12 protein-coding genes are annotated in these 18,373 nt (G+C 43.5%); 5 read left to right on the forward strand and 7 right to left on the reverse strand.

Annotated elements, in window-relative coordinates; genetic code table 11:
- Positions 1-121: 121 nt before the first annotated feature.
- Entirely contained in the window at positions 122-1,930 is a 1,809-nt protein-coding gene (locus QUA83_RS27715) for a PAS domain-containing sensor histidine kinase (RefSeq protein WP_333297222.1), read from the forward strand.
- A gap of 314 nt (positions 1,931-2,244) precedes the next feature.
- Complete coding sequence (locus QUA83_RS27720) at positions 2,245-2,742, forward strand: hypothetical protein (protein ID WP_333297223.1); 498 nt, start codon at positions 2,245-2,247, stop codon at positions 2,740-2,742.
- 109 nt (positions 2,743-2,851) lie between these two features.
- Here QUA83_RS27720 and QUA83_RS27725 read toward each other — a convergent pair whose 3' ends face one another.
- The gene (locus QUA83_RS27725; protein WP_333297224.1) at positions 2,852-3,343 is read right to left on the reverse strand and encodes a WbuC family cupin fold metalloprotein; all 492 of its coding nucleotides are present in this window, start codon (positions 3,341-3,343) and stop codon (positions 2,852-2,854) included.
- A gap of 94 nt (positions 3,344-3,437) precedes the next feature.
- Between QUA83_RS27725 and QUA83_RS27730 the strand changes: the two genes are divergently transcribed.
- Positions 3,438-4,643, forward strand: coding sequence for a tetratricopeptide repeat protein (locus tag QUA83_RS27730; protein ID WP_333297226.1), 1,206 nt, complete (start codon positions 3,438-3,440; stop codon positions 4,641-4,643).
- 404 nt (positions 4,644-5,047) lie between these two features.
- Here the strand turns inward: QUA83_RS27730 and QUA83_RS27735 are convergent, their stop codons facing one another.
- Positions 5,048-10,456 (reverse strand): AAA family ATPase, encoded by a 5,409-nt coding sequence (locus QUA83_RS27735; RefSeq protein ID WP_333297228.1) that lies wholly within the window; start codon positions 10,454-10,456, stop codon positions 5,048-5,050.
- A 164-nt stretch (positions 10,457-10,620) separates the two neighbouring features.
- Positions 10,621-12,825 carry a carotenoid oxygenase family protein gene (locus QUA83_RS27740; protein ID WP_333297229.1) on the reverse strand — a complete coding sequence of 735 codons (2,205 nt, stop codon included), beginning with the start codon at positions 12,823-12,825 and terminating at the stop codon, positions 10,621-10,623.
- 681 nt (positions 12,826-13,506) lie between these two features.
- On the opposite strand from QUA83_RS27740, the gene QUA83_RS27745 reads away from it, so the two are divergent.
- On the forward strand, positions 13,507-13,851 hold the full coding sequence (locus tag QUA83_RS27745; RefSeq protein WP_333297231.1) for a TPR end-of-group domain-containing protein: 345 nt from the start codon (positions 13,507-13,509) through the stop codon (positions 13,849-13,851).
- A gap of 140 nt (positions 13,852-13,991) precedes the next feature.
- Here the strand turns inward: QUA83_RS27745 and QUA83_RS27750 are convergent, their stop codons facing one another.
- Positions 13,992-14,864, reverse strand: coding sequence for an S-methyl-5'-thioadenosine phosphorylase (locus tag QUA83_RS27750; protein ID WP_333297232.1), 873 nt, complete (start codon positions 14,862-14,864; stop codon positions 13,992-13,994).
- 209 nt (positions 14,865-15,073) lie between these two features.
- On the opposite strand from QUA83_RS27750, the gene QUA83_RS27755 reads away from it, so the two are divergent.
- Positions 15,074-15,280, forward strand: coding sequence for a hypothetical protein (locus QUA83_RS27755; protein WP_333297234.1), 207 nt, complete (start codon positions 15,074-15,076; stop codon positions 15,278-15,280).
- Between the two features lie 144 nt (positions 15,281-15,424).
- Here the strand turns inward: QUA83_RS27755 and QUA83_RS27760 are convergent, their stop codons facing one another.
- From QUA83_RS27760 to QUA83_RS27770, 3 genes are all read right to left on the reverse strand, one after another.
- Positions 15,425-16,264 (reverse strand): Tab2/Atab2 family RNA-binding protein, encoded by an 840-nt coding sequence (locus tag QUA83_RS27760; RefSeq protein ID WP_333297236.1) that lies wholly within the window; start codon positions 16,262-16,264, stop codon positions 15,425-15,427.
- Between the two features lie 361 nt (positions 16,265-16,625).
- A complete protein-coding gene (locus tag QUA83_RS27765; protein WP_333297239.1) occupies positions 16,626-17,831 on the reverse strand; it encodes an adenylate/guanylate cyclase domain-containing protein in 1,206 nt (401 codons plus the stop codon).
- A 21-nt stretch (positions 17,832-17,852) separates the two neighbouring features.
- Positions 17,853-18,278 (reverse strand): carboxymuconolactone decarboxylase family protein, encoded by a 426-nt coding sequence (locus tag QUA83_RS27770; protein WP_333297242.1) that lies wholly within the window; start codon positions 18,276-18,278, stop codon positions 17,853-17,855.
- Between the last annotated feature and the right edge of the window lie 95 nt (positions 18,279-18,373).

Below are 18,373 nucleotides of genomic sequence, written 5' to 3' on the forward strand. Positions count from 1 at the left end.
ACAGTCAACAGTCAACAGTCAACAGTCAACAGTCAACAGTCAACAGTCAACAGTCAACAGTCAACAGTCAACAGTCATTCCGGTGCAACCGGAATTGATATAATCTAAAATCTAAAATGGTATGAACTATTTGGGCAATGCAAAATCAGTTCAGGCGTTAACGGTTTACGAGGTGTGGCGCGATCGCTTCCTCCGAGATCGGCTGCGCCCTGCTGTCGGAATTGCCATCTTTTTTGCCTTGACAATAACGGTCTATTTTCTGGGCGAAAGATTTTTCGCACGCCAGGAGTTTAAAAGTGTTTATTTGTACACTAGCGCTGCTGTAGAATTGGGTTTGTTGACCTGTTTTGTGTTGCAAAAAACCTCCTTCGGACAGCGCTATCCCGGTTTGCTATTTTTGGGTTTTTCGTGGTCGCTGACGGTGGTTGTACAGCTTGGGCTAGCTGTAGCACAAGCCGGGGAATTACCAGTTTTTACCTGGAGTTTAGCGTTTCTGATCCAAGCTACGCTGATGCCCGTCCGCTGGCGCCTCCACCTGATTTCTCAACTCGGCGTTTTGTTTTGCCACGTCGGGATAAATTTGGTTTTAAATCTAAGTTTTGCTAAGTATACTCCTTTTAAGTTGACCGGGTTGTACTTATATTTGTTTTGGTTTTGTTTGATTTGCGATTTGTCGGTTTATTGGTACGAATGTCTGCAACGGAAAGAGTTTAGTACCAGGCGTGAGTTGGAATCTGCTTACGAGCAGTTGGAGGCGGCGGAGGCGAAGTACCGCAGCATTTTTGAGAATGCGGGCGAGGGGATTTTTCAAAGCACTCCCGATGGCCGTTATATTACTGCAAATCCAGCTTTGGCGCGGATTTACGGCTGCGATTCCCCGGAAGAAGTGACGGCAAAGTTTACTGATATCGAGCGGCAGTTGTACGTCGATCCGGCTCGCAGGAATGAGTTTTTGCGATCGATCGAGGAAAGCGGCACTGTATCGGATTTTGAATCTAAAATTTACCGCTCAGACGGCAGTATTGTCTGGATTTCTGAGAAGGCGCGGGCGGTACGGGACAGCAGCGGCGCCGTGCTTTATTATGAGGGTTTAATTGAGGATATCACGCAGCGCAAACAGGCACAAGAATCGCTGCGGCTGTTTATCCACGCTCTTTCTCACGACTTGCGAAACCCGGTAGCGGGAATGTTAATGGTGCTGAAAAATTGGCAAACGAAAACCGGGGATTCGATCGCAATTCCCCGTTCTATTTTGGAGCGGATGATTCAAGGTAGCGAACAGCAATTGCGCTTGATAAATTCGCTGTTGGAAGTTCACGCTGGGGAATTGCGCGGTTTGGTTTTGCACTGCGAATCGGTTGATTTGAGGGCGATAGTTGAAGCTGCTGCGACAGATTTAGAGCCTTTAATGAAGGAGGGTAAAGCTACTTTTAAAAATTTGGTACCGGATGATTTGCCAGCCGTGAATGCTGACAAAACTCAGTTGTGGCGTGTTTTCTCTAATTTAATTGCTAATGCTTTGAAACACAATTTTCCGGGACTTAATTTAACAGTTTCGGCTCAAGTAATCAATGCGGAAAAATTAACTATAAATCAAAGCACAGCAAAACAAAACATCGACAAATTACCGATTACCAATCCACAATCCCCCATTACCAATCCCCAATCACCAATCCCCAATCCCGGAAGTAGGATGATTTACTGTACCGTGGAAGATGACGGGGCGGGAATATTGCCGGAACAGTGCGAACATCTTTTTGACCTTTACGTTAGGGGTGATCAATCCCGACACTCGGTTGGTTTGGGTTTGGGTCTATATCTTTGTCGGCAAATTATTGGTGCTCACGGTGGCCAAATTGGGGTAATTAGCACTCCCGGTGCTGGGGCAAGTTTTTGGTTTACTTTGCCGCTGGCTGAGAATTTCGGGTGATTTTTTGGTATTTTTAATTACATTTTATCTAGCAATTGTGCCAGATATTTAGAACGTTATTAATTGCTGAAACCCTTGCGAAATATGCTTCTTCGTTCTGCCGTGGCTATAATTGTGTTGTGCCGTCGCCGGTGCTTTTTGAGTCGTTCAAGCCAAATCTGTCGATCGGACTATTTCGATCGGACTATTGATATTAACTTAAAACCGTGGTATAGTTACCGAAATGTTTTTCAAGGAAAAATAAATTTCCGATCTTCACATTTTCTTTAGAAACATCATTTAATCTAGAAAATCTCTAAAACTAGATAAAAAATATGCAATTTATGTTGATCGAGCAAAGCTCAGAAAATACAGCTAAAGACGATGCAGCTAAGTACGACTCAGCTAAATATAACGAGCGGTCGTTCTCAACTTTAATTCGGGCGCTGCGTCTTTCCCAAGGTTACTTTTCTTTCGTTTTAGTCAACTGCAACTCGCTGGCTTTGCGGCAGGAAATAGTCGATCGACTGCAAGTAAATTGTCCCGTGAAACCGCGGCAACTGTTTTTGCCCAAATCGGCGACAACTCTCTACACGACAATCGCAGCGGAAATAGACGGGGAACAGCCTCCAGCTTTAATGCTCATCGGTTTGGAATCAGTGGAGGCGATCGATCGATTGCTCGTTTCTACCAACCTATTATGCAGCGAATTCAGCAAAAAATTTTCGTTTCCCCTCGTCTTTTGGGTGACGGATGAACTTCTGAGAAAAATCATTCGCATCGCCCCGGATTTATACAATCGGATGACGACAATTAGATTTATCAGTAATTAGTAATCAGCCGATCGATTTTAGATTTTAGATTTTAGATTTTAGATTTTAGATTTTTAACAGTCAACAGTCAACAGTCAACACTCAACACTCAACACTCAACACTCAACAGTCAACTGTTAAATTCCGCTTCCCAAATCAGGACTAATTCTCGCGCCGCTGCAGTTCCCTCAGCAGGAAAACTTGCCAAAAAGTCTTTATCAGCCCCCACGTCGTAAGGCCCTTCCTTAAACTCCAAAATCACAGTATCCTGTGTCAAAGCTACTAACGTGTGAATAGTGCCCTCTGGCAGTTCGACAGCGCGAGTCGGGCCGGCCGCGCTGACTCGCAAGGATTGCAGGATTTGACCGTTTTCGTTCAAAATAACAATACCGACTTCTCCTTGAATCACCACAAAAAACTCAAAACCGTTAACAGCAGGCGGGCGCAGGTGTTGGTGAGGGCGGACGTAAGTACCCGGTTGCAGCACGTTGACAAACCGTTGGACTTTTTCAGACAAATCATGGAAATTGTAGTTTTGTCGCTGGCGGGGACTGCGGCGGGAGGAAGCGGCAACTTCGTCTAGCAATTCTTGCGTCAGCAATTTGATCGGAGGGGACTGCACAACAGATATCCTGTATTTAATAGTTTGTGAACAAATGGGCTAGTCTGGGATCATCGTTATCAGCATCTCTTGACACATGGAAATCGCAACTCAGGTGCGTATCACTAAGGCAATGCGTTTGTCAAGTATCTTTAGAAAAAGTATTAGCCCGATCGCCCTTTTGACTATTCTAGTCTGCGCCAGTAGCGTTTCTGCCTCTGAACCGAGGGTGGCACTGTTGGTTCAGCAGGAATTCTCACAGCAGCAACTTAAAGAAGAAATTCGCGATCGAGTTCAAGAAGAAGTTGACATTGCTTTCGGGCGCACGGCGGTACTGCTTAACGGGCTGGTAATTGCCCTAACTTTGTTTCCGACAGCAGCCGGAGTCGGGGTTTGGTTTCTGTTGAGCAAATTGTCCAAGCAGACAACAATTGCTCGCCAAGAAATTGAAAGTCTCCATTACGATACAATCTCTCAATTAAAACTATTAATTTCCGACGCTGAAACTATCTTAGGCGAAATTCAACACCAAAGTCACCCGGCAGAGGCAGAAACAGACCTTTTATTCCCCGATGCCCAAATTCAAGAATTTGCTCCTGTTAACTATGGCAATTACCAAAAGTTATTGACTGCCGGCGACTATGCTAAACAGGGAGATGCTTGTTTCTTTGAAAACCGTTATCAAGATGCGATCGCGGCTTACGATCAGGCCCTGAAAATTCAGCCGGATTTAGCCGATACTTGGAATAACCGAGGAGTAGTGCTGACGAGAATGCAGCGGTATCCAGAGGCGATCGCTTCTTACGAACAAGCTACTACAATTCGTCCGAATTATCCCGATGCTTGGAACAATCGAGGCGTGGTATTGTTGGAGTTGCAGAAGTACCAGGAGGCGATCGGCTGTTACGAACAAGCAATTCAAGCCAAACCCGATTATGCCGATGCTTGGAACAACCGAGGCGTTGCATTTTCCAAAATGCAGGAGTACGAGCAAGCAGTAATTTCTTACAATCAAGCCCTACAAATTAAAAATGATTATACTGACGCTTGGAACAATCGAGGCGTTGCACTCTCCAAATTGCAAAAATACGAAGCTGCGATCGCTTCCTACGACAATGCTGCTAAAATCCGGCCTGACTTTTACAGAATTTGGTACAACAAAGCCCGATGTTATGCCCTACAAGGTAAAATTGAATTAGCCATTGAAAATTTAAAGCGCGCCCTCAATCTCAATCCGAATGTGTGTAAAGAGTTGGCAAAAAGTGAAGCTGATTTGGAGAAGATTCGCGAACACGACGCATTCAAGCAGTTGATTAATTGAGCGGAACTAAGGAAATGAGTGGGAAAATACATACAGCAATACGGTTCAGTTAAAACTGTTTCTTCCCCGGAGATCCCCCTAAATCCCCCTTAAGAAGGGGGACTTTGAGTAAGTTCTTGTCCCCCCCTTCTTAAGGGGGGCTAGGGGGGATCGGGCTTAACTGAACCGTATTGCTTCATAAACCGGGAATCTCCTTTAAGTGGTCAAAAGCGAGTGAAACGAAGCTATTGGCTTTCTGTTCGGGCAGTTGTACATTCGGTTATACAGCAAGGTTTATTTGTGCCTACCTACTTATAGCAAATCCGTTAGCATCGGAATAGTAAATTCGAGTTGACTGTTCACTGTCAACAGTCAACAGTCAACAGTCAACAGTCAACATCATTCCGGTGTTACCGGAAATGATATTACTTCTGTTTGATTACAACCAAAGTAATGTCATCAAATACTTTTTGTTCCCCGATGTATCGCCGCACGTCGTCAATCACAGCTTGCTTAATTTCTGCTGCTGACAGTTCCCTGTTAAGGACAACAACTTCAATCAATGGCTCGATACCGTATTGATTTTTATTCATATCAAAAGCTTCGGTAATTCCATCTGTGTAGAGTATGACAACATCCCCCGAATTCAACTGTATTTCAGTAGAAGCAATGAAATCGGCAATATCTGCTTCCAAGGCGATGGGAAATCCTAACTCGATGGTATCAATCCGCTCTACTTCGCCGCCGTCACGCACGACAATCACCTCTTCGTGCTGTCCGCTCAAATGCAGGGTGTTGTCCCGATATTCTAGCAAAGAAAGGCTCATATTTTTACCGGAATCCATGCGCTCTACGTTGTCAAAAAGCGTTTGGTTGACTGTCTGTAATAATTTAACGGGGTCGGTTTCCTTGTGAACTAGCAAAGTGCGAATTGCTGTTTGCGCCATAATCATTAACACGCCACTTTCTAAACCGTGTCCCGTCACGTCGCCGATGCCAATGGTGGCTTTACCCCCGTGATTTAGTACGTCGTAGTAGTCACCGCCAACTTCATCAGCAGGTTCCATGAATCCAGCTATTTCTAGCCCTTCTATGGACTCTAATTCCTGCTGTTTAGGCAAAATCATTTGTTGCAGGCGGCGGGTTACGTCTAGTTCGGCACTCATGCGAAGGTTTTCTACTTTTAGCCGTTCGTTCAAAACCAATATTTCTTTATTAGCTTGGGCTAATTGTGCGGTGCGATCTTCTACTTTTTGTTCTAGGGTTTGATAAAGTTGGGCATTTTCTAGGGAAATAGCAGCTTGGGCAGAAATTATGCTCAATACTGCTAATCTGTCTGCTGTAAAAGCGCCAGTTGCGAGATTGTTTTCTAGATACAAAATGCCGATGAGTTTGCCTTGATTGATGATGGGGGCGCACAAGACTGATTTGGGTTGATTAATTGCAATATAAGGCTCTGCGGTAAAGGTTCCTTCGCGGACGGCATCGTTTAAAACTACATCTGACTGAGTTCTTGCGACATAATTGATAATAGATGTCGGGAGATTCAGACTGTTATTAACAGCAAGAGATTGCAGGACTTGGACGGAACCGTCAACGTCTCCTGCCGCTTCAATTCTGAGTTCGCCCCTGCTGTTTAGCAAGATGAGAAAACCTTTTTGAGCTCCGGCATTTTCAATTGTAAGTTTAATTAAGTTTGACAGTAACGATGCTAATACTACTTCGCCGGATATTGCTTGCGATGCTTTGATTACTGTGGTAAAATCCAGCATAAACGAGCTGCTGCTGCCTGTCGAGGTTGGCGGAAGGGATGTGGTTATGGCAGAAAGGTTTGTACCTGTTGATGTTTGTCTCAGCAATAGCTGCGGATAGCGGGTATCTAAGTCTTTAACTTTGGCCGATGCACCCCAGCGGAGATAGCAATAGCGAGCTTTTTGCAAGTATGTTTTAGCAATCAGAGTTTTATTTTTAGATATGTAAAACTTAGCAGCTAGTTCGTAGGAGAGGGCTTCTTCATTAAGATATTCGTTTTCTTGATCAGTGGCGATCGCGCGATCGTACCAGTCCATTGCTTCAAAGTTTTCCCCTTTAATGCGGCACAATTCTGCTTCTATTAGTTCTACTTTCTGCAAGTAATTCATCGGTGCGTGAGTTGCCAATACTTTCAGTTTATCCAGATTGAAGGTTACTTGTTCTAAAATTTGTTCGCGATCGCTCTGGCTGACATCAAAGTAAACCGCAAGCCGCACGAGAGAATCGTAGAAATAAAACAGAGGAGCGAGAAGCGAACCAACTACTCCGGCTAAGTCTTTTGCTGCTAAGTCAGCATATTTTACAGCTTCAGCAAATTCTCCAAAAAGATAGCAGAGAATGGTTTTTTGCAAGTAAATAATGTAAACCGCACTGCGATTGTTGGCTTGCAGCATCATCGGCAACTGGATGTCTTCGTTATAAGCTTCACCGATTAATTTACAGGGAGTTTCAGACGGCTCAATTAAATTGAGAACAGCCTGCCGATAGATTTCATTAAAATTCAAATCGGCTTCTTGCTTTAGTTGGCGCATCATGTCGCTGTAGGCAGCTAGTTCTCGTTCAAATTCTGTTAGTTCTTTGCCGATGAAATATGCGTGCAAGGCATACATACTGGCAGCGTGACAGGCATATTCTATATCTCCCGTTTCCAAGCCGATCGCGCAAGCATCCTGCGACAGTTTTAAAGTTTTCCTGACCGATTCTTTGCAATGTTTGACAAAACCATTCACAATGTGAAGTGTTTCTGCTTTGACTTCGCTGGAGTTAGTCCGATCCAGCAAATTTAAAGCCAGTTCGCCAAATCTGTAACCAGATTCAATGTCGTTGAAAATCGCGCTCAAAAGCAGTCCGCAATTAGCATAAGCTGGCAAAGAATAGGGAGCATTGCCGTATTCTAGCGATAAATTTACCTGTTTAAAAATAAACAGTGGCAGGAGTTCTGGACAGGAAAAATAGACAGCAGCAAAGGTGCTTGATATCACCTGCATTGCTGCTAATTTGTCCGGTGCTGTCATTGGTGGCAAATCGATTAAATCTTCGATTTCTCTGCCTGTTAGCGCTGCCTGAGTTGCTTGCAGCGCCGCCTGAATATCTGTCGGATTGGGCTGTTTGGGAAAATGTATATCTAACAGTTCTAGAACTGATAAAGCTGTGTCTACTGCTTGCCGGAACTGGCTTTGTGCTAACTGAGCGAGAATTATTGCTTGATAAACTTTTACTTTGTCTAAAACTGTTTTTGCTTGTTGCAGCACGGGAGTTGCTAATTCCTCCATCTGCTCGAAATCGGTACTGATGTAAGCGGCTTCTGCTGCTTCTTCGTAGAGATTCAGCGTTAAGTCGTATTGGGTTTGCCAACTGTCTGCACTTAATAATTGCCTGCCCGCCGCGAAGTAATCCAGTGCTGATTTATAAGCAGCGGAAACTTTGGCTTTTTTTCCTGCTAAAAGGTTGAGTGCTGCCAGTTCATTGCGCTGTGGCTGTGCGGCTATTAATTCGCTGCCAAAGTTGAGGTGATTGACGATATCAAATATTTTCTGTTGTCGCTGTTCCGGCGGGGTATTGTCCAACAAAAGTTGTCCGACTCGGTAGCGGACAACTTGCTTTTCTGGTTCGGGAATTAGAGAATAGGCGGCTTGCTGGACGCGATCGTGCAAAAATTTGTAATAAACAGTTAAATTTTCTGAACTTGGCTCTAATTCGAGAAATTTGTAATCATTTCCCACGGGAATAATTAAAGTTTCTCTAACTGCTTCCAAAAGTTTCTCGTTAGTTGTTTTTACTGAATTTTCACTGACAATCGCCAACGTTTTTACGTCAAATTGATTGCCAATGCAAGCAGCAAATTTTAATAGTTGCTGTGTGACCTGGGACAGTTTTTGAATCTTTCCTGCCATCAGTTCGACTACATTGTCAGTAATTCCCTTGGCTTGAATTTGCTCTAAATCCCACTGCCAGCCTCCCTTTGCCCCCCCAATCTTCGGAGAGGTTGCTCCAAATTTCAACAATTTCTCAGCATAAAGTGATTTGAGAAACTCGTTAATAAAAAAGGGATTGCCTTGAGTCTTTTGCAGGACTAACTCTGCTAAGGGCAGGGATTTTTCCAGGTCGCATTTAAGAGTATCGGCAATTAAATAATTGACATCATTTAACTTTAAAGGTAAGAGGGAAATTGAATTAATAACGCATCTTGTTTTCTGAATCTCATTAATTGTTAACATCAGCGGATGGGCTGCACTGACTTCGTTATCCCTATAAGCCCCAATCAGAAACAGATATTGCATATCTGGGTCGGTGATTATCAATTGAAGCATCTGCAAAGTTGCCAAGTCGGCCCACTGCAAATCGTCGAGAAACATGACTAAGGGATGTTCTGGCTTGCAAAATACGCGGATGAAGTTATGCAAGACTAAATTAAACCGATTTTGCGATTCAGCGGGAGGAAGTTCGGATAATTCTGGCTGCTTGCCAACTATCAATTCTAATTCGGGAATTACATCAATAACGACTTGACCGTTAACTCCAACTGCTGTTAATATTTTTTCGCGCCACTGTTGGAGTTTGGCGTCTGTTTCTGCGAGCAACTGCCGCACTAATTCTTGAAAAGCTTTAATGACGGCGCTGTAAGGAATATTTCGCTGAAACTGGTCAAATTTTCCGGCGATGAAATAACCTTTTTTTCGGGTAATGGGTTTGTAAATTTCTTGAACTAATGCTGATTTGCCAATGCCGGAATATCCGAATACTAACATCATTTCGGAATGTGGTCGGCTGTTGGGGGATGGCTGAGTTTCTGAGGTTAGACTTTCTGCTTCTTCCTGCAAGCTACCTGCAACTCGCTCAAATGCCGCCAGCAGGCTTTCTATTTCTGTTTCTCGGCCGTAAAGTTTTTGAGAAATTTGAAACTTATCTGAAATATCGTGCTCACCAATAGGAAAGTCTTCTATCTTGCCTTGAGTTTGCAGTTGAGTGAGACATAACTCTAAATCTGCTTGAATTCCCCAAGCGCTTTGATATCGCTCTTCTGCTGTTTTTGCTAACAGCTTCATTACGATATCTGAAACAGGTTTAGGAATCTTTGGATTGAGTTCTTGGGGGGGAATGGGTTGTTTAGCGATGTGACAGTGTACTAATTCGATCGCCTCATTACCTTCAAAAGGCAGTTGATTGGTTAGCAGTTCGTAAAAAGTTGCGCCCAGGGAATAAAAATCAGCGCGGTAATCGATCGCGCGATTCATTCTCCCGGTTTGTTCTGGTGCGATATAAGCTAAAGTGCCCTCTAAAACGTTGGGACTTTTTAGGGTAGGATTTTCTATAGACAAGACTGTCGAAATGCCGAAGTCAATAATTTTGACTTCCCCGGTTTTGGGGTTGATAATTATATTAGATGGGTTAATGTCTTTGTGGATAATATTAGCGCTGTGAATCTGACCTAAAATCTCGACAGTTTTGATAGCGATGGGGAGAAATTCCGCTAAGGTTATCTGACGTTGCTTCCGCCATAAACTTAAAGATTCAGCGCCATCATCCTCGAAGACGATGGCAAGAGAATTATGATATTTTTCTAAGCTGTAAGCTTTAACAACGCCTGAGAAATTCAGAGTTTGACTAATTTGGTATTCCTGCTGGTATCTCAGCAGTTGTGCTGGCGTTGGCAATTCTTCTTTCAGCAGCTTGAGGATGATCGGTAGGGGTTCGGCGTAGCCGTCACGTAGCGAATCGCGATCGCGAATTCCGCGATAAACGAAGGAATTTGCGCTTTCATAGATTTGGGCGAAAATCTGATATCCAGGAATGCCAAGCATAGTTTAAATTGTCCGTTTTGAGCTTTTGCGCTTTGTGTGCAGCAGTTGCGACCCTATCTTGCCATTATTGCTCATATATCACTGCAGTGGGAACTCGATCGCTGCCACTGCATAAAAAACGACTGTTTACAAAATCGGGATGCTTCCGATTTTGACTAACTTAATTAGCAGTCAGCCTCCCCCTTTGGTTCCTTTTTGGTATACACCCATTTGTTAAATAAATCCTGAATAAGTGGGGACTGCTGCTGCACGATCTTATTGTAATCTTCCCGCGGGTCAATGCAGTAGCTTGCTGTGCGCTTTTCCACTTTTTGCAGCCAGGTTGTGTGGATGGTGAAAGCTACGTTAAATTGAGGATGCCAGAGCTTGCAAACAGGCCCGCTTTTCAAGTTAGCAGCATCAAAAATCCAAAATTCATTGCCGTTGGTTTCGTCGCTGCCGTCGCCGTAGTGAACCAGGCAGACGATGTAACCGTCTGTTGAAATTCCGCTGTCGCTGCGCGGTACGAATTGCGGCGACATTACCCAGTAACCGTCGGGAAAGGAATAAATATCTGGGATACTCAGGCGATTTCCGCCTACCTTAACGTTTTCTTGAGAATCGATATGTAGCCGCAATAAATTAGATGGTCTTCCCTGTTTGGTAATGTCGTTTATTGATTGTAAACTTAATTCTCGGTACTTGTAGTTTTTGTACAAGTGTTCCATGTGTTGGGTTTTGAGGTCTTCCCAGCATCCCAAACAAATCCAGTAAATGTCTTCTAAGCGATCGGGCAGCGGGTAATTTTGATATGTGCCGATAGCCGGCCCCCAAGTAGAATTTTCATCCATTATGACATCTTGATGTTTTGTGACTAACTCTCCGGTTTTGCCGTTAACAACGTGACATCCAAACTTGCTGATGTCCATCGGGCCTGCGATCGCTCCGTAAAGAGGCCGCAAATTGTTGGCTTCTAAATTAGGGCTTTTATTGTTGTCAAAGTCGAACTCGGAAAGATATTCTGCCGCATCCCACGCACAAACATGAGACAGGTGCAGGGTAATTAAATCGTTAGGGTTTTTATAGTCTGCAAGAAAGTGTGCGGCTTCGCCGGCAATTCTCACTTTCTTGGCACAGACATGATTTTTTTCTAGCTTGAGATCGCTGCGGCGGATGATGTAGAAAGAGTTGTCGCTTAATTGCGGGCGATCCAGAAAATTCCTGAAAAACTTTTCAAAGCGCTGATACTTTTTGTTAGTAAGTGTTGGCAGTAGTTCTTCTACAGAAACTTTAAACGCCGTATCCAGCAGCACAATATAATCTTCTGTCACTGCCATTTGATGGATACTTTGCTTAATTTTAATCGAAAAACCGTTGTGCTGCACTTTCCACTTTTGCAGACTTCCTGAACCGTCCCAGCGCAGGAGATATACAAAATTATCTGTAAAGATTCCGACTGAGCCTCGCAAAAATTTCCAAAAACTCTCGACGCCAGTGGAGAGTTTCTTGCTGACAGATAGGGGCTTTTCCTCTAGTTCTGGTAAGGCAACAAAGTTCCTTTTCTTTATATTAAATATTTTTTGCAACCCGTGCATAATCCAATCCCAAATTTCTTTGAAGATATAAGCTAGGGGAATCAATTGCGAGAAAACATTTGAGATAGATCGCCCGATATTGACCGTAAACATTTCCCGTGTATAAGGGTCAAAGCAGGGATGAGCTGAAGTTTGTATGATTTTAAAGGGAGTTGGCGGCTTTCCAGGCAAGCCAATTTTAGTAACTTCTTTCCACTCGTCACTGCTGCCCACTGGGGTAACTGTTTCCAGGGTTTTCGGATCAATTTCGTAAGGGCGACCTACATCCCAAGTAGCCAGCAACCGTTCGCTCTCATCTTGAGAAAATTTCAAGGGCACAAATGCTGTATTGAGCTGATTCCTGACACCCAGTGACCTGGATATGCGGGTAATGCCGTAATTTTTAAATTTCAAATCCTGATATTTATCACACTTGTCGGTAGCTGCATCTGCATAGTAACAAGGGGGTTTTACCTGTCTTACCGCAAGAAATGCTCCCGCTTGCAAGTTGTCAAAATCGAGACGGTAAATCATGCCGTCGCCGTTATAAAGCGGGGTTGTACCGTCTGAAGACGGGTAAACTGTGGAGTTAGTCGGATGACCTTGAGCGTCGGGCGAATCTATCGAACCCACTGGTGCAACAATGAATACGTGACCTTGCAAATCTAGCGGTAGCTTTCCCTCTTTAAGGTTCATCTTCAGCGGTAAATCTTTGGCATCTGGGTTGTCTTCTTTGTTGCCAAATTCGTCGCGGCTGACTGATAATACTGAACGCGGAAAAGTTGAATAGAGTGCTTCTTTAGTGGCGTCTTGCATCTGTTTCTCACTTCTAAATATTTTCAGTTTGAGATGACGGCGGGATGAAAATCAGTTGCACTCGCCCGTTTCTAGGGAAAGTATTGTGCACCTGAACTGACTGCCATTAGTCGCTGCTGAACGACGGCCGCAAAAATCATCACAATTCAAAGGATAAATGCTACTTTATTGTACCATATATTTTCGAGGCGGTCAATATTTTTATTAATATCGACCGCGGCGGAGTTAGGAGGCGATCGCGGAGATATTTAAGATTGTTTAGACAGAGTTGTTTGATATCTTATCATTGATAAATCAACAGCAAACACCACTTGCAATCTCAGTAATAAAGTAAGATGCACCTTCTCAAATTAAGGACTCAAGTAGGTGTTTACGGGATAGTGCAGGTAGGTGCCAATGCCACCATAATTTAAAAATATGGATATGGAAATAATAGTGGTTTTTCAGATATTACAAAAACGGAACTCCGATAAAACAATTAATAATTTAGAAAAACAAAAAGTTTATTGTCCAGCTAAAAAATACTGAAATAAACAAAAGATGATTCAATGTTTTTTTTATATAAATGAGTAATCTGCGATAGTCCCTGGAAAAAAAACCAGCACACAAAAAGGGTATTAGGAATGGGATATGAACAATTAATAGAGTTAATTCGAGCGCCTGAGTTATTAGTTTTCCAAAATGCAGGAGTACGAACAAGCCGTAATTTCTTACAATCAAGCTCTACAAATTAAAAATGATTATACTGACGCTTGGAACAATCGAGGCGTTGCACTCTCCAAATTGCAAAAATACGAAGCTGCGATCGCTTCCTACGACAATGCTGCTAAAATCCGGCCTGACTTTTACAGAATTTGGTACAACAAAGCCCGATGTTATGCCCTACAAGGTAAAATTGAATTAGCCATTGAAAATTTAAAGCGCGCCCTCAATCTCAATCCGAATGTGTGTAAAGAGTTGGCAAAAAGTGAAGCTGATTTGGAGAAGATTCGCGGACATGAGGCATTCAAGCAGTTGATAAATTAATCGTTAATAAATAATTGTAAACTATAGGATAACTAATAGGTCGTAAGATTAAATGAACCGCGAAGACGCTAAGGACGCGAAGGAAGAGAAAGAAGGGATGCAGTTTTTCCTTCGCGCTTTTTGCGTCTTCGCGGTTCGTTTTACAAATATTTCTGCAACAACAAACCCATTTTCTCCTTAGTGGCGGTCGGCACTTGATCCAGCCGAGTCAGAATTGCATATTTCAAAGCAGAATGTGCATCAGATACTGGGGGATTTTCTGTTAGTCTACGGACTGTTTCTTGAATGACTTTTTGAGCATTCTCTGCATTGCGGTGCAAATTTGCTATTACCATTTCTACTGTTACGCTGTCGTGTTCGGTATGCCAGCAGTCGTAGTCTGTGACTAAGGCTAAAGTTGCGTAGGCAATTTCAGCTTCTCTGGCTAATTTTGCTTCCGGCAAATTAGTCATCCCAATGACTGTGGCATCCCAACTGCGGTAAAGGTTTGATTCTGCTTTTGTGGAAAATGCGGGGCCTTCCATGCAGACGTAAGTGCCGCCCCGGTGGAGGTTAACGTCGGGGAGGTTCAAGGATTCGATCGCACTTGCCAATACTTTAGCCAATTCGCCGCAAACCGGATCGCCGAATGTGATGTGACCGACTATTCCTTCTCCAAAAAAGGTAGAAACTCGATTTTTTGTGCGATCGATAAACTGATCCGGCACTACCATATCTAAAGGTTTCGCCTCTGTTTTCAGGGAACCAACCGCCGACGCTGAGATTAAATACTCAACTCCCAAACTCTTCATGGCATAAATATTTGCTCGGTAAGGCACTTCTGAGGGCAAAAAAGTGTGGTTGCGGCCGTGTCTAGCCAGAAATGCTACTGGCGTACCGTCCAATGTTCCCACAATTGCCGCATCCGATGGCGCTCCAAAAGGTGTATCAATTTTCACCTCTTCAATATCCTTGAGGGCCTCCATTTTATACAAACCGCTGCCGCCGATAATTCCGATTTTCGCTTGTGCCATTTTTACCCTCTGCTTGAGTTTTACCACAGTGATTCTATCGGGCCATCGTTAAGTTGACGTAAAGATAATTAAAGATTTGGTGACAACAGTCACCCCACATACACCATTTTGTCACTAAATATATGTGATCTTAATCACAAATTACCTTCACAAAATCTTTAAAAATAAAGATACACAGTTCTGTTACTTATTTTTAGCGTGTTAAGACCATGACAGTCAGCTCTGCTAACGTCCCCAAAATCTCGATCGAGGCGATCGTCCAGCGCATCTTTGCTTTTCGTCAAATTACCCCCCTTGACAGACGGCTGCTGAAATCAGCAATGCTAGCCCAGAAAGGTCTGAACGAAAAAGACCAGTGTCACATCAACCGAGTTTGTCAGGGCATCCAAAACGGCTTGATTTTAGTTGTAGAATAAATTTGCAGCACGATCTCTTGCTAGCTCAAGAACCTGTTTGAAAATTTGTGTCTGAGTCTGTATCTGCTAAAACTGCGTTCGAGCGCTGTTTTACTATTTTTCGGCGCGCGATTTATCAACATCACAAATAATATTATTTACATCTTATCGATCAAAATTTAACAGCCAAAAGCCTGTATAAGTCATGCCACTATCATCGGGCTGGACTAACAAAAAATGTAATCCTTTACTTAATTGCTTGCGCTGTTGGTAAATTTGGGCCGCCGCTTTCACCTCGCTATCTTCAAAAGTAGCCACAACCCACCTATCTACTAACCCAGCTTCCAATATCAATCCGTCTGGTTCTCCAGCAATAAAATTCAAAGCAAAAGGTTTGGCATCCTGAAGCCATCTAGCCAACCGCATAGACTGGCGTCCACCGTCAATCACAACTCCCGGTACGGGTACTGTTGATGCCAAGCCCAAATTCAGCGGTAACAGCAATTCTGGCATTTCCAAAATTGGCAGGGGACGCCCTTGGAAAGCATCTTCAATGTCGCCGGCGGGTAGGGAAGCAAAACGCCAGCCATCACCCCAGAGGTTTTCGGGTAAGGGTACGGGCGGCGGCGAGTCGAGGGCGATCGCGCTGTAAGTTTCACCTGTATAATTAGGCATACTCAAATATTCTTTGGCGCGTTGTTGCAGCAGCAATTTCAGAGTCGGAGTGCGCCGAGTCGCTTCCACCTTGACGCCCAAAACTTTGCCCGCAGCTTCGATTAAGCCCAGAGACTGAGGCCTAAATACTTGAATTAAGTCCGGCAAATTCTGAGTTTGAGCTTGCTGCTGCAACTGCGAAGCTAGCCAAGTGGAATTTGCGTCCCCCTGGCGGCAAAAAGTGCTAAATTGAAAACTGCCTTCCGAGTCGCAAATTAAGAGTTCCCACAGTGGTTTGCCAGTTTCGTCTTGGAGAGGGCGGCGGTAAAAATCGGCTTGCCAAATACGCATAAATAATTAAAAAATAAAATCTACAACTCGATAATTTTAATATAGCTTGGTGACAATCCGATACAATACCGAACTTTGAAAAAAACTTCGAGTTATATATTCTCAGTTCATAGTCAAAAAAACGGCAACTGTAGACCCGCGATCCAAACCGTGATAGTAATCACTCATGTCCTAATCAAAATCTAAAATCTAAAATCTAAAATCTAAAATGGTATGGCTCGCTTAAGCTGTTCTGCATTTAAATGATATGTCAAAAAAAATTAAAGTCTTGTGGGGGTGGGCCAGAAAGCCCGCCCTCAATCTACAATTTAAATGCGCGACAGCTTAGCGATTTTCCCTTAGCAATTAGCCAGTCCCAAATTTATTTAAGATAGCGAACCAAATACATATCCAAGTCGCCCTTATTTTTAGCATAAATTTTTCCTCTGTAGTCGCATTCAAAAAAATCTCGTACTAATTCAAACGTGTCGTGAGAGATATTGATATTTCCAGCTACGCCGGAAGATTCCATCCGAGATGCAGTATTAACTGTATCTCCCCAGACATCATAGGAAAACTTTTTATGGCCAATTACCCCAGCCAGTATTGGGCCTGAATGAATGCCAATGCGGATATCCCAATAAGGGATATTTTGTTGAGCTTTCTGCAATTTTCGCAAATCCATGAACTGTCGAATTTCTAGGGCAGCAAGTACAGCATCAAAGGCGTGTGTTGGGCGAGGCGTAGGAATTCCGGCCGCACACATATAGCTGTCGCCAATAGTTTTTAATTTTTCCATAGAGTATTTATCCATCACGCGATCGAAATAAGAAAAACAATAGTCTAGTTCGTCAACTAACTCTCGCGGCGTCATGTTTTCAGATAACTGAGTAAAGCCTTTAAAGTCAGTAAATAAAACCGATACGCTATCATAATAAAGTGGTTCCACTTTGCCGTTATTTTTGAGTTCCTCAGCAATTTCAACCGGGAGCACATTCAACAGTAGCTGATCGGATTTGTGCTTTTCGGCATCGAGTTCGGAATACAGCCTATTTATCTCTTTAAAACGTTCCGCATTGCGGATGGCTGAGGATAGTTGCAAAGCCAAAAGATAGCCAATCCGCAAGTCTTCTTGAGTGTACGCCCGCGACTTGGTTGTGGCAAAATTAATTGTCCCTAACACCTTACCTTCGCTTTCCAAAGGAATGATAATTTGCGAAGCGTAGGGGGATAAAATAGCAGTAGCCTCCGCTTCTTGAATTAATTGAGGTTGACGTGTTGTGAAAGCCTTGTGAATAGGGCCGCCCTCTGGGAGGGCTGCAATATCTACAGGGATATGTCGGCCAAATAAGGTCATGCAAGTGTTAGTGCTGTGCAGGCAAACGCTACAGTGTTCAAAGTCGAGCAACCATTTGGCTTGCTTGCCTACTACCCGCAAAATCTGGCCCAGATCGAGGGTGCGGTTAATGGCAGTGGCAACTTCGTTGACGGCGGAAATGCGGATGGAAAGCGCTTGAGCTTCTGCTAACAAACGGCGGGCTGTCAACAGAAGTTCTTCTCGATCTAGATCTTCTAGCCGCTCGCCCATAATAGGGGTATAAAATATAGATTACAAAGCATCTATTTCGAGGGCTATTGCATCAGTATATCGGTTGACAAAGCTAAACAAGTCTGCTGTCGCAATAATTTCAAAGATTTCAGAATCATCTAGCCCTAAATCGCGCAGGTTTTGGTAATCAGTTTCTGTCATTTCCAGGGGTTTTGTAGCAGCCAGCAAGCCAAAGGTAATTACGGCTTTATCGCGTTTTGGCAAAGGGCAGTTGGCAAAGTCAGAAACTAGGGTTCGCAGTAGTTCTTCGCTCATCCCCAAGGCTGACAATCCGTGCAGGTGAACTTGGAGAGCGTACTCGCTATTATTTGATTGGGAAATAGCGACGCCGACCATTTCTTTAAGCGTGCGCGGTAAGTCTCCTTGCAGAATGGTTCCCCGGAATTTTTTCCAATTTGCTTCTAATAGATCAGGGTTGATTGCCATTGATTTGAACAGGTTGGGGGGTGCATCTCACTTTTGCGAATGTGTCAAAAAAGAGTTAAAATGAAAAAGCTAGTAAAATCGTCAAATAAAGATGA

It is taken from the genome of Microcoleus sp. K1-B1 (assembly GCF_036704705.1).
Taxonomy (GTDB): domain Bacteria; phylum Cyanobacteriota; class Cyanobacteriia; order Cyanobacteriales; family Microcoleaceae; genus Microcoleus.

Coding starts and splice junctions, on each gene's coding strand:
- QUA83_RS27715 (WP_333297222.1), top strand. CDS start 122: ATGAACTATTTGGGCAATGCAAAATCAGTTCAGGCGTTAACGGTTTAC.
- QUA83_RS27720 (WP_333297223.1), top strand. CDS start 2,245: ATGCAATTTATGTTGATCGAGCAAAGCTCAGAAAATACAGCTAAAGAC.
- QUA83_RS27735 (WP_333297228.1), bottom strand. CDS start 10,456: ATGCTTGGCATTCCTGGATATCAGATTTTCGCCCAAATCTATGAAAGC.
- QUA83_RS27740 (WP_333297229.1), bottom strand. CDS start 12,825: ATGCAAGACGCCACTAAAGAAGCACTCTATTCAACTTTTCCGCGTTCA.
- QUA83_RS27745 (WP_333297231.1), top strand. CDS start 13,507: ATGCAGGAGTACGAACAAGCCGTAATTTCTTACAATCAAGCTCTACAA.
- QUA83_RS27750 (WP_333297232.1), bottom strand. CDS start 14,864: ATGGCACAAGCGAAAATCGGAATTATCGGCGGCAGCGGTTTGTATAAA.
- QUA83_RS27755 (WP_333297234.1), top strand. CDS start 15,074: ATGACAGTCAGCTCTGCTAACGTCCCCAAAATCTCGATCGAGGCGATC.
- QUA83_RS27760 (WP_333297236.1), bottom strand. CDS start 16,264: ATGCGTATTTGGCAAGCCGATTTTTACCGCCGCCCTCTCCAAGACGAA.
- QUA83_RS27765 (WP_333297239.1), bottom strand. CDS start 17,831: ATGGGCGAGCGGCTAGAAGATCTAGATCGAGAAGAACTTCTGTTGACA.
- QUA83_RS27770 (WP_333297242.1), bottom strand. CDS start 18,278: ATGGCAATCAACCCTGATCTATTAGAAGCAAATTGGAAAAAATTCCGG.